This window comes from Streptomyces sp. NPDC058045 (assembly GCF_042885635.1).
In the GTDB taxonomy this organism is placed as follows: Bacteria; Actinomycetota; Actinomycetes; order Streptomycetales; family Streptomycetaceae; genus Streptomyces.
In genome coordinates, this window is sequence record NZ_JBHVRR010000091.1 from 1 (window position 1) to 11,538 (window position 11,538).

7 protein-coding genes and 2 tRNA genes are annotated in these 11,538 nt (G+C 73.9%); 5 read left to right on the plus strand and 4 right to left on the minus strand.

The genetic code is table 11. The annotated features are described in order from the left end of the window. Nucleotides 1-103: 103 nt before the first annotated feature. Nucleotides 104-517 (minus strand): SsgA family sporulation/cell division regulator, encoded by a 414-nt coding sequence (locus ACFVST_RS28535; RefSeq protein WP_003959770.1) that lies wholly within the window; start codon nucleotides 515-517, stop codon nucleotides 104-106. A gap of 534 nt (nucleotides 518-1,051) precedes the next feature. Here ACFVST_RS28535 and ACFVST_RS28540 point away from each other — a divergent pair. Further along, a tRNA-Val gene (locus ACFVST_RS28540) sits at nucleotides 1,052-1,123 on the plus strand. 388 nt (nucleotides 1,124-1,511) lie between these two features. Here ACFVST_RS28540 and ACFVST_RS28545 read toward each other — a convergent pair. Next, the gene (locus ACFVST_RS28545) at nucleotides 1,512-4,055 is read right to left on the minus strand and encodes an SCO7613 C-terminal domain-containing membrane protein (RefSeq protein ID WP_390156486.1); all 2,544 of its coding nucleotides are present in this window, start codon (nucleotides 4,053-4,055) and stop codon (nucleotides 1,512-1,514) included. A 156-nt stretch (nucleotides 4,056-4,211) separates the two neighbouring features. Between ACFVST_RS28545 and ACFVST_RS28550 the strand changes: the two genes are divergently transcribed. Together ACFVST_RS28550 and ACFVST_RS28555 are read left to right on the plus strand one after the other, a co-directional pair. After that, a complete protein-coding gene (locus ACFVST_RS28550) occupies nucleotides 4,212-4,682 on the plus strand; it encodes an SRPBCC family protein (protein WP_390156487.1) in 471 nt (156 codons plus the stop codon). Between the two features lie 58 nt (nucleotides 4,683-4,740). After that, a tRNA-Val gene (locus ACFVST_RS28555) sits at nucleotides 4,741-4,812 on the plus strand. 66 nt (nucleotides 4,813-4,878) lie between these two features. On the opposite strand, the gene ACFVST_RS28560 is transcribed toward ACFVST_RS28555, so the two are convergent. After that, a complete protein-coding gene (locus ACFVST_RS28560) occupies nucleotides 4,879-7,809 on the minus strand; it encodes an FAD-binding and (Fe-S)-binding domain-containing protein (protein ID WP_390156488.1) in 2,931 nt (976 codons plus the stop codon). An 82-nt stretch (nucleotides 7,810-7,891) separates the two neighbouring features. After that, complete coding sequence (locus ACFVST_RS28565; protein WP_390156489.1) at nucleotides 7,892-9,160, minus strand: aspartate aminotransferase family protein; 1,269 nt, start codon at nucleotides 9,158-9,160, stop codon at nucleotides 7,892-7,894. A gap of 240 nt (nucleotides 9,161-9,400) precedes the next feature. On the opposite strand from ACFVST_RS28565, the gene ACFVST_RS28570 reads away from it, so the two are divergent. Beyond that, nucleotides 9,401-10,903, plus strand: coding sequence for an NAD-dependent succinate-semialdehyde dehydrogenase (locus ACFVST_RS28570; RefSeq protein ID WP_390156490.1), 1,503 nt, complete (start codon nucleotides 9,401-9,403; stop codon nucleotides 10,901-10,903). 35 nt (nucleotides 10,904-10,938) lie between these two features. Continuing rightward, nucleotides 10,939-11,466, plus strand: coding sequence for a DUF3830 family protein (locus ACFVST_RS28575; RefSeq protein ID WP_390156491.1), 528 nt, complete (start codon nucleotides 10,939-10,941; stop codon nucleotides 11,464-11,466). The last annotated feature ends 72 nt before the right edge of the window (nucleotides 11,467-11,538 follow it).

An 11,538-nucleotide genomic window follows, 5' to 3' on the forward strand; every position in this document is an offset into this window, starting at 1 on the left:
CCACACGGGAGTCCCGTGGCGGCGGCGCCGGAGTGTTCCGTATTCGGTTGTGTGACCCGCGCCGTCTCCCCGAGTCGGACGGCGCCGGGCGCTCTCGGGCGGCTTAACTCTCCGCCAGGATGTGTGAGAGTTCCGTGTCGAGGTCGAAGTGGCGGTGCTCGGTGCCAGGCGGCACCGCGGCGTCCGTCCGCTTCAGGAACGACTCCAGGGCCCGCGCCGGGGCCTCCAGCAGAGCCTCGCCCTCCGGAGAGCTCAGGGCGATGCACACGACGCCCTGACCGTGGCTGCGGGACGGCCAGACTCGGACGTCTCCGGTGCCGGTGGGCCGGTGCAGGCCCTCGGCGAGGAGGTCGCGGGCGAACACCCACTCGACGGTCTCCTCGGCTCCGGTGTGGAAGGTGGCGTGCACGGCATACGGATCGGCGGTGTCATACCGCAGTCCTGCGGGAACGGGCAGTGAGGACTCGCTCGACACAACGAGGCGCAGGTGCAGCTCGCAGCTGACCGTGGTGTTCATAAGCGCCATGGCCTTTCGCTCAGTGTGCGCTCGGGGATTCGCACGTCGGCGAAATCGACATGCCACCTACGGTGCCCTTGTAAACCCCTCTGAGGGTTTTGAGTGTCTTTCGGTAGCTCGGACGGCGGAGCGTTTGTGGCCGTCCGGCGTCCATTCCGGTGACCGGTTTCCGCCCGGTAGCTTCGGCGCTTGAATACGCGGAGTCACGAAATGGCCGGTGATCCGGTGCGGAGACCGTGCCCCGGGTCGCGGTACGGCCGGTGCCGGTACGCCCCCGGAGGCAGCCGTGGCCGGGGCTGTGATGTCGCCGCTGCTAGGCCCGGGCCGGCCGGTGGTCTTCGCGGGGGCGGCGGGCCGGGCCGCCCTGCGGTGCGTCGCCGGAGCACCGGCCTGACCTCGGTCGGTGTGGTGCTCGCGGGTGTGCCGGCCGGAGGGGGTGCCCGTGGCGCGACCATGGGTGTGCGGGGCACGGGGGCCGTCCCGGCGGCTGGTCCGGAGCACCTGCTGACATGCGGTAATGTTCTCCCTGCGCCCGGGCGATTAGCTCAGTGGGAGAGCGCTTCGTTCACACCGAAGAGGTCACTGGTTCGAACCCAGTATCGCCCACGCCCAGGCCGCGGCCCGGAGGCATTTCGCCTCCGGGCCGCAGTCATGTGTCCTGCTGTTCGCCCTCGCGCGGAATAGATCCTTCCGTAGTTCCCCGTGACGTCCGGCCGCTCCGGTGGTTCGGTCGGTTCACGGTGGCGTTCTGACGGGACTTCAAGAACGTGGCGTCGTGGGGTAATCCATGTCACATACGGCTGCCCTTCCGATGGTGCCTCGGCTTTCCGTGCGTCGTATCGCATTTCGGGGGCGGCAATTCGGGCCGGGCCTGGCGTTTTCCGGGTGGCTATGGGTGAGGTAACGGGCCGTCGGACTTCTGTGCAGAGAATTCCCCTTTAATTGGCGGCCGGTCGGCGTGCTCGGCGCATTCACCGCATACCGGCCCGGACCGTCACCCCATGCGTCCCAGTGCGTCCCGTACCCGGCGGGCCTCCCGGAGGCGGCGTTCGTAGGTGGCGCCGACGGCGAGCAGCAGCAGTCCCGCCAGGGCCGGGAGCACCCAGCGCGGCAGCACACCGACCAGGCGCAGTACATACGGGGCGAGTTCATGCACGGCGACCAGGCCGAGTGCCGTGCCGCCCAGCACCAGTGGGGCCTGGAGGCGGGCGCGGGCTCCGGCCAGGGTCGCCAGCAGTGCGGCCGTGCCGAGCAGCAGCGGGCGCGGGCCGTGCGGTGACGCCCAGACCTGGACCAGGCTCGGCACCAGCGTCGCCGTCAGCGGTGCGCCGTACGCGGTCCAGGAGGAGACGGTGCGGTCCTGGCGCCGCCGCAGCAGGCCGACCGCGAGACCGGCCACCGTCACCGGCCCGGTGTACGCCTCCGGCAGGGTCACCCCCCAGGCCGCCAGCCGTACCCAGGTCGCCGCGAAGAAGAGGACGGCGGCTGCGGGGCCGGCGGGGCGGCGGTCGGGGCGGATGGCGGTGGCCGCGGCGAGTACCGCGCATCCGGCGAGGACCGCGGAGAGGGTCGCCGGGTGTCCGATCGCGAGCACCGGTGCGGTCAACGCGGCCGGGACGGCGGCGAGTTCCACGGTCTGGCGCAGTGCGGCGGCGGGCCGGCCGGCGAGGCGGGTGGCGAGCAGTGCCGCGATCAGGACCGCGGCGGCGGGCACCAGCAGGACCAGCAGCGCGGTGCGGTGCGGGGCCAGGTCGAGGGCGGCGCCGCCGGTGCCCGCCAGGGCCGTCGCACACAGTACGGCGGCCGCGGCGGCGGCCCGGCCTGGGCCGTGTGCCGTCTCCGGGCGGGTGCTCGCGGCGGTCGCGGTGAACAGGGCGGTGAGTACGGCGAGTACGAGGAGGGTGGCGGGCCTGGAGGGGAGTGCGGCGCCGAGTGCTTCGGTGGCGCAGAGGAGGGCGGTGGCCGTGGCGGCGAGGCCCGCCGTTGCTTGGGAATTGCGGGCGGGGCGGGACGCGGGCGCGCCCTGGCCGCTCGCCGGAGGCTGCGGGGCGGGGGCCGGGGTGCGGTGTGCCAGCGTGAGGAGTGCGGCGGTGAGGAGGAGGGGGAGGGCGAGGGCGGTGGGGTAGGGGAGGCGGAGGGCGGCCGGGGCGGCGAGCAGGCCGCAGAGGCCCAGGGCCGCCGCCGTCCAGCGGGCACCGGAGCGGTACCGCGGGGGTGCCGCGGCCGAGCGGGCGAGCACGGTGGCCGTCGCCGCGGCCAGCAGCAGCACCAGGTCGGCCGCCACCGGATGCCCCGCGCCCGCCTCCCACACCGCCCCCGTCACCGCACGGGCGTCGTCCGGCGCACCGGACCAGATCCGCGGCAGCCAGCTCACCGGACCCAGCAGTACGGCCGCGACCAGCGGTACCGCGGACAGTACGGCGAGCGCCTGAAGCCCGAGGGAGGCGGCGGCCAGGCCCCGGCGTATGGCCGTGGGAAGGGTGGTCGCCGTGGCTGCCGGGAGGAGCAGGGCCGCGGTGCAGAGCAGGAGCGGCCAGGTCCAGGACTCGGGTGCCGGGACCCGGACGACTCCGGCGACGCCTGCCACGAGTGCGGTACCGGCGAGGGTGGCCGCCACCACCGCCCCGGGGGTCGTCCCGTCAACTCCCTTCTCCGCGGGCCCCGTTGGCGCCGGGAGGCGGTGGGCGAGGGTGAGGCAGAGGGCGGCGGTGAGGGCCAGGAGCAGGGCGGCCTGGAGGGACTGCGGGAGAGTGGTCGACGTCCAGGTGAGCCAGAGGGCGGAGAGGAGGGCGAGGCCGCCCACTGTGCAGAGCGCCGAGGCCGCCGCGAGGCGCACCGCGCGGCGCCCCGCGATGAGCAGCGCCAGAGCGTCGCCGGCCGCCGTCAGCAGCAGGGCCGCGGTGGTGGGGACCGGACCGGCGTCTACGGCCAACGCGCCCAGGAACAACGGGAGTTGGGCGACCGCGACGGCGGCCGGGCCGGGCAGTCGCAGCGTGGGCAGCGAGAGCCCGTAGCCCGCCCAGGCCGCCGCCAGTACCGCGGACGCCACCGCGGTAAACGCCAGTCCGCCGGTGTCGGGCAGCAGGACGCGGTGCACCGCGTAGGCGTCCAGCACCGTCAGCGCCAGGGCCAGCGCGGCGAGGACCTCCGCGGTGGACCGCAGGGCGCGCCGCAGCAGCAGGACCGGGGCGGCGGCAGTGGCCAGCGTCACCACGGCCAGTACCGCGGAACGCCCGCCGATGCCCATGGCGCCCCAGCCGACCACCGTGAACGCGACCGCCGCCACCGCCAGCAGCACCCCGCCGAGTACCAGCAGCACACGCTGGGCGCCCGGACCGGACACCTCCGCACCCGCGGGCGCCGGGCGCGGGGCCTGCCACACCGGGGCCGGGACCCTCGCCGGTGTCCCGAGCAGTTGCACCAGCCAGGCCCGGCGGGTCAGCAACTGGGCGCGCCTGGCGTCGAGTTGAGCCAGCTCCGCGTCGAGAACCCGCAGTTCCTCGGCGGGCGAGGCGAAGGGCGGGGGTGAGAACGTCATGGCCGGAGTGTCGCCCGCCCGGCGTCCGGCGGCATGAGCACCCGTACTCATGCTCGCTTCCGCCCTACTCACACCGCTCTGTCCCCGGCTCGCACCGCTCTGTCCTGGTCGCCGCCGGAGGTGTGGGCGCCGGGGCCGCGGGGGCAGATTGTGCGTATGCGTCTGAGCGATCCGAACCACTACCGCTTCCGTAGCCGCTGGGTGCTGCCCGCCGCGCCGGAGGCGGTCTACCGGGTGCTGGAGCGGGCCGAGGAGTATCCGCGGTGGTGGCGCCAGGTCCGCGAGGTCACCCCCGTCGACGAGGACAGCGGCACCGCCCGCTTCCGTTCCCTCATCCCGTACGACCTGTGGGTCACGGCGCGGGCGCGGCGGCGTGATCCGGTGGCGGGGGTGCTGGAGATCGAGATGAGCGGGGACCTGGAGGGCTGGGCGCGCTGGACGCTCACCCCGGGGCCCGGCGGTGGCACCGTGGCCCGCTACGACCAGGAGGTGGAGGTGCGCAGGCCGCTGATGCGGCGCCTCGCGGTGCCCGGCCGGCCCGCCTTCGTACTGAACCACGCGCTGATGATGCGGGCCGGGCGCCGTGGGCTCGTCCGGCTGCTGAACGACCGCCGTGCCGCTGTCTGAGCGGGCTGAACCGGTTTGGAGGAAGGCCGTCGGCACCTGTATGGTTCAGTGCGTTCCCGGGCGATTAGCTCAGTGGGAGAGCGCTTCGTTCACACCGAAGAGGTCACTGGTTCGAACCCAGTATCGCCCACCGCCGCAGTAGGGATACGAGGGTGGCCGGCCGCAGTCGATGCGGTCGGCCACCCTCGTTCCGTTGTCAGGAGCCGTCGGATCCGTCGGGCAGGTTGCGCAGGCTGTCGCGGAGGAGTTCGGCCAGGTGGTGGGCGCGGTGGTCGGAGAGCTGCTCGATCTGGGTGCGGCAGCTGAAGCCGTCGGCCAGGACGACGGTGTCCGGGGCGGCCTCGCGCAGCGCGGGTAGCAGTGCCTGTTCGCCGACGGCCACCGACACCTCGTAATGGCCCTTCTCGAAGCCGAAGTTGCCGGCGAGGCCGCAGCAGCCGGAGTCCAGTCGGCCCGGGTCCAGGCCGGTGCGGGCGAGGACCTGGTCGTCGGCGCGGGTGCCGAGGGTGGCGTGCTGGTGGCAGTGGGTCTGGGTCAGCGCGGTGCCGGTGAGCGGGCCGAACTCGACGTCGGGGGCGTGCCGTTCGAGGAGTTCGGCGAGGGTCAGGGTGTGCTCGGCCAGCCGCTCGGCGCGCGGGTCGCCGGGCAGTAGCTCGGTGGCGTCGGTCCGCAGCAGCGAGGTGCAACTGGGCTCCAGGCCGACGAGTGGCACACCGCGGCGCAGATACGGGTCGACGGCGGTCAGGGTGCGGTCCAACATCCGGCGGGCGATGCCGAGTTGGCCGGTGGTGTGCCAGGTCAGTCCGCAGCACAGCCGGTCCGGCGGCAGCAGTACCTCGAAGCCCGCGTGCTCCAGCACCTCCACCGCGGCCCGCCCCACCTCGGGGGAGAGGAACTCGGTGAAGGTGTCCGGCCACAGCAGGACCTGCCCGCGGGACCCGGGGGCGGGGGCGGTGCGCCGCTCGAACCAGTGGCGCAGGCGCCGCGGCGCGAAGCGCGGCACCGGCCGCTCGGGGGCGATCCCGCCGGCCTTCTTCAGCGCGGCGGCCGCGAGGCGGTTCCCGGTCAGCCGGTTCGCCAACCCCGGTGCCAGACCGGCCAGTCGGGACCAGAGCGGCAGCCACCCCAGCGAGTAGTGCGCGAGGGGCCGCAGCCGCCGCCGGTAGTGGTGGTGCAGGAACTCCGCCTTGTACGAGGCCATGTCCACGCCGACCGGGCAGTCGCTCTTGCAGCCCTTGCAGGACAGGCACAGGTCGAGCGCCTCGACGGCCTCCTCGGAGCGCCAGCCGTCGGTGACCACCTCGCCCTGGAGCATCTCGTAGAGGACGCGGGCCCGGCCGCGGGTGGAGTCCTTCTCGTCGCCGGTGGCCCGGTAGCTGGGGCACATCACCCCGCCGGACGGGGTGCGACACTTGGCGATGCCGACGCAGCGGCGCAGCGCCTTGCCGAAGTCGCCGCCGTCCTCGGCCAGGGCGAGGGTGGTGGTCAGGGGCAGCGCGGGCCGGTGGCCGGGCTGGATGCGGAGCCGTTCGTCGGTGGGGCGGGGGTGGACCAGGATGCCGGGGTTGAGCCGGTTGTCCGGGTCCCAGACGGCTTTGAACGCGGCGAAGGCGTCCATCGCCTCGGCGCTGTAGACCAGCGGCAGGAACTCGGCGCGGGCCTGCCCGTCGCCGTGCTCCCCGGAGAGCATTCCGCCGTGCGAGGCGACGAGTTCGGCCGCCTCCCGCATGAACTCCCGGTAGATCCGCACCCCTTCGGCCGTCTCGTGGTCGAAGTCGATCCGGATGTGGACGCAGCCCTCGCCGAAGTGGCCGTAGGGGGTGCCCTGGAGGCCGTGCCGGTCGAGCAGTGCGGCCAGGTCGCGGAGGTAGTCGCCGAGGTGCTCGACGGGGACCGCGGAGTCCTCCCAGCCGGGCCAGGCCTCGGAGCCGTCGGGGGCGCGGGTGGCGAGCCCGGAGCTGTCCTCACGGATCCGCCACAGCGCGGCCTGCTCGGCCGCCTCGCGCACCAGTCGGACCCCGGTGGCGCCGGTGTCTGATTTCAGTACGGCGGCCAGCGCCTCGTCGGCGGCCTCGTCGCCGTCCGCCTCGGTGTGGCCGAACTCGCAGAGCAGCCAGCCCGCGCCGGGCGGCAGCAGTTCCTCGGGGCGGGCGTCGGGGACGTTGCGGCGCAGGGCGGCGACCTGGTCCCCGCCGAGGCCCTCGCAGGCGATGGGGGAGTGCCGCAGTACGTGCCGGGCGGCGTCCCCGGCGGCGGGCAGGTCGTCGAAGCCGAGGGCGACCAGGGTGCGGCGGGCGGGCAGCGGCACCAGTTTCACGGTGGCGGAGACGACGACGGCGCAGGTGCCCTCGGTGCCGACGAGGGCGGCGGCCGGGTCGAAGCCCCGCTCGGGCAGCAGGTGTTCCAGGCTGTAGCCGGAGACCTGGCGGCTGAAGCGGCCGAACTCGGTGCGCAGCATGGCGAGATGGGCGTCGCGCAGCTCGCGCAGCCCGGCGTGGATCTCGCCCCGCCGCCCGCCCTCGTCGATGACCTGCTGCAACTCCTTCGCGTCGAGGGCGCGCAGCCGCATCAACTCCCCGTCGTAGGTGAGGACTTCCAGCTCGACCAGGTTGTCCGCGGTGCGGCCCCAGGCCACCGAGTGGGTGCCGCAGGCGTTGTTGCCGATCATGCCGCCGATGGTGCAGCGGGCGTGGGTGGACGGGTCGGGCCCGAAGCGCAGTCCGTGCGGGCGGCAGGCGGCCTGGAGGGAGTCCAGCACCACTCCCGGTTCGACGCGGGCGGTGCGCGCCTCGGGGTCGACGTCGAGGATGCGGTGCAGATGGCGGGAGGTGTCGATCACCACGCCGTCCCCCAGGGCCTGCCCGGCGATGGAGGTGCCGGCCCCGCGCAGGGTGACGGCGGTGCCGTGCCGGTGGCAGGCGGCGAGCGCGGCGGCGAGTTCACCGGTGTCGGCGGGCAGCACCACGGCGGCGGGGACCTGCCGGTAGACGGAGGCGTCCTGGGCGTACTCGGCGCGGCGGCGGGAGCCGAAGGCGACCTCGCCGCGGGGGACGGCGGTCCGCAGGTCCCGCTCCAGCGCGGTCAGCGTCGCGGCGTCCGGCGCGTCGGGGCGCGGTGGTGCGGACATGGTGCGGCTCCTGGGGGTCGGTGGTGAGGGGCGGGCGCCCCGGCGGTGCGGGCCGCCGGGGCGTGCCGGTGGCGGGCCGGGGTCAGCCGAGGACAGCGTCCACCGAGGCCCGCCACAGCGCCAGACCCTCGTCGATCTGCGCCGAGTCGACCACCAGCGGCGGGATCATCCGCACTACCTGGCCCTGGGCGCCGCAGGTGAGCAGCAGCAGCCCGCGCTCGCCGGCGGCGACCTGCACCCTGGCGGCGGTGGCCCCGTCCGGCTGCCCGTCCGCGTCCACGAACTCGGTACCGGCCATCAGACCCAGCCCGCGTACGTCGCCGATGCCGCCGTGCTCGCCCACCGGGTGTCCGGCGGCCACCTCGCGCAGTCCGGCGAAGAGCTGGGCGCCGCGCTCGGCGGCGTTCTCCACCAGCTTCTCCTCGCGGATGACGTCGAGGGTGGCGACGGCGGCGGCGCAGGCCACCGCGTTGCCGCCGTAGGTGCCGCCCTGGGAGCCGGGCCAGGCCTTCGCCATCAGTGCGGCGGGCGCGGCGATCGCGGACAGCGGGAAGCCGCTGGCCAGGCCCTTGGCGGTGACGACGATGTCGGGGCGGCCGTCGAAGTGGTCATGGCCCCAGAAGCGGCCGGTGCGGCCGAAGCCGGTCTGCACCTCGTCGATGATCAGCAGGATGCCGTGCCGGTCGGCGCGTTCCCGGAGCCCGTGCAGGAAGGCGGTGCTGGCGGGGACGTAGCCGCCCTCGCCGAGTACCGGTTCCACGATGAAGGCGGCGGTGTCCGCGGGGGCGGTCACGGTGGCGAGGAGCTGGTCCAGCTCGCGCAGCGCGAAGCGGGTGGCGGTCTCCTCGTCCCAGCCGTAGTGGAAGGCGTTCGGGAACGGGGCGACGGCGACGCCCGGCATCAACGGGCCGTAGCCGGAGCGGAACTTGGTGGCGGAGGTGGTCATGGACGCGGCGGCCATGGTGCGGCCGTGGAAGGAGCCCTGGAAGACCACGATGTTGGGGCGGCCGGTGGCCTGCTTCGCCAGCCGCATCGCGGCCTCCACGGCCTCGCTGCCGGAGTTGACGAAGAACAGCGAGTCCAGCCCCGGCGGCAGCACCTCGCCCAGCCGCTCGCTGAGGGTGAGCAGCGGCCGGTGCATCACCGTCGTGTACTGGCCGTGGATGAGGGTGGCCACCTGCTCCTGGGCGGCGGCCACCACCCGCGGGTGGCAGTGGCCGGTGGAGGTGACGCCGATCCCGGCGGTGAAGTCGAGGTGGGCGCGGCCGGTCTCGTCGTAGAGGTGGACTCCCTCGCCGCGGACGGCGAGCACCGGTGTGGCCTGCTTGAGGACGGGGGACAGTGCGCTCATGGGGGACTCCTCGCTCGACGGCTGAAGCGGACGGCGGCACCGGTCGGGGTGGACGGCGGCACAGATCAACATCGGGGCGCATCGTAGGATTGTCAACAACCTGCACTCATGCAAACATGCAAGTCCGGGCTCTGTCCACGAGAAGCCGGGCCCAGAGGCTGTCTCCCCGATCTTCGTGGCCCGCGTCCACGAAGATCGAGGAGACACCCCCTGGGTACACACGTCGAGCCGGGAGGGCATGTGAGCACAGGAACGCAACCGGAGACGCAGCCCGCACCGCGGCTCGAACGCGAGCGCGGTGTGGTCGCCGCGGTCCCCGACGGGCTGCTCATCGGCGGCGACTGGCGGCCGGCCGCGTCCGGCGGGACCTTCCCCGTGGAGGACCCCTCCCGCGGCCGCGAGCTGCGCACCGTCGCCGACGCGGGAGCCGAGGACGCCCTCGCCGCGGCCGCCTCGGCCGCTGCCGCCCAGGACGCCTGGGCCGCCACCGCGCCCCGTGAACGCGGCGAGATCCTGCGCCGCGCGTACGAGCTGCTGCTGGAGCGCCGGGAGGACCTGGCGCTGCTGATGACCCTGGAGATGGGCAAGCCGCTGGCCGAGGCGCGCGGCGAGGTGGCGTACGCCGCCGAGTTCTTCCGCTGGTTCTCGGAGGAGGCGGTGCGGATCGAGGGCGGCTACCAGACCTCGCCCGACGGCAAGGACCGCTTTGTGGTGATGCGGCGCCCGGTCGGGCCGGTCCTCCTCGTCACCCCGTGGAACTTCCCGCTGGCCATGGGCACCCGCAAGATCGGCCCGGCCGTCGCCGCCGGCTGCACCATGATCGTCAAACCGGCCGAGCAGACCCCGCTGTCCATGCTGGCGCTGGCCCGCATCCTCACCGAGGCGGGGCTGCCCGCCGGGGTGCTGAACGTCCTCACCACCAGCCGCCCCGGCGAGGTGGTGGAACCGCTGCTGCGCGGCGGCACCATCCGCAAGCTGTCCTTCACCGGCTCCACCCAGATCGGCCGGCTGCTGCTGGAGCAGAGCGCCGAGCAGGTACTGCGGGTCTCCCTGGAACTCGGCGGCAACGCCCCCTTCCTGGTGTGCGCCGACGCCGACCTGGACAAGGCCGTCGAGGGCGCCATGGCCGCCAAGATGCGCAACATGGGCGAGGCCTGCACCGCCGCCAACCGCCTCTACGTCCACGCCGATGTGGCCGGGGAGTTCGCTGAGCGGCTGGCCGCCAGGATGGCCGCGCTCACCGTGGGCCGCGGCACCGAACCGGGCGTCGACGTGGGCCCGTTGATCGACGAGGACGGCCGCGGCAAGGTCGACACCCTGGTCGAGGACGCCGTGGGCCGCGGCGCCAAGGTCCTCACCGGCGGCGGCCACGCCCCCGGCGAGGGCTACTTCTACCAGCCGACGGTCCTCTCCGGGGTGCCCGCTGACGCGGCCATGCTGCACCAGGAGATCTTCGGTCCGGTCGCCCCGATCCTCACCTTCACCGACGAGGACGAGGCGGTCGCCGCCGCCAACGCCACCCAGTACGGGCTGGTCTCCTACCTCTTCACGGAGAACCTGGAGCGTGCCTTCCGGCTCTCCGAACGCCTCGACACCGGCATGGTCGGCCTCAACAAGGGCGTCGTCTCCAACCCGGCCGCGCCCTTCGGCGGCGTCAAGCAGTCCGGTCTCGGCCGGGAGGGCGGCCGTACCGGGATCGACGAGTTCCTGGAGACGCGCTACCTCGCCATGCCCCTCGGCTGACCCACCCGCCCCCACGCGACGACGGAGCGATACCGATGGACCGCTTTATCGAGGTCTCCCTGCCCAAGCGCGGCGTGAGCTGCACCGCCCGACTCCTCTTCGAACGCGCCCCCGTCACCTGCCAGGCGATCTGGAACGCGCTCCCGCTCGGCGGCGACGTCTACCACGCCAAGTACGCGCGCAACGAGATCTACACCCTGGTCCCGCCCTTCGCCGACCAGGAGCCCCCGCTGGAGAACCCCACCATCACGCCCATCCCCGGCGACCTCTGCTACTTCACCTTCTCCGACACCCAGTTGAGCACCGCCTCCTACGGCTATGAGGCGGCCGCCGAACAGCGGGGCGCCGAGGCGGCCCACGCCCAGCGCAGCACCGTGGTGGACCTCGCCCTCTTCTACGAGCGCAACAACCTGCTCATCAACGGCGACGCCGGGTGGGTGCCCGGCATCGTCTGGGGCTCCATCGTGGACGGCCTGGACCGGATGGCCGAGGCCTGTCAGGACCTGTGGCGGGCCGGGGCGCTCGGCGAATCCCTCAACTTCCAGCGCGTCGAAGGGAGTTGACGGCGACGTACAGAGGCGGGGGGGGGGGTGTGAACCCGCCGCCCCCGCCAGAGGGACGGAGAGCGGGCGCGC

Bases quoted from the DNA above. Each gene is read 5' to 3' on its own strand.
- ACFVST_RS28535 (WP_003959770.1), bottom strand. From the start codon at position 517: ATGAACACCACGGTCAGCTGCGAGCTGCACCTGCGCCTCGTTGTGTCG.
- ACFVST_RS28565 (WP_390156489.1), bottom strand. From the start codon at position 9,160: ATGAGCGCACTGTCCCCCGTCCTCAAGCAGGCCACACCGGTGCTCGCC.
- ACFVST_RS28575 (WP_390156491.1), top strand. From the start codon at position 10,939: ATGGACCGCTTTATCGAGGTCTCCCTGCCCAAGCGCGGCGTGAGCTGC.
- ACFVST_RS28560 (WP_390156488.1), bottom strand. From the start codon at position 7,809: ATGTCCGCACCACCGCGCCCCGACGCGCCGGACGCCGCGACGCTGACC.
- ACFVST_RS28550 (WP_390156487.1), top strand. From the start codon at position 4,212: ATGCGTCTGAGCGATCCGAACCACTACCGCTTCCGTAGCCGCTGGGTG.
- ACFVST_RS28545 (WP_390156486.1), bottom strand. From the start codon at position 4,055: ATGACGTTCTCACCCCCGCCCTTCGCCTCGCCCGCCGAGGAACTGCGG.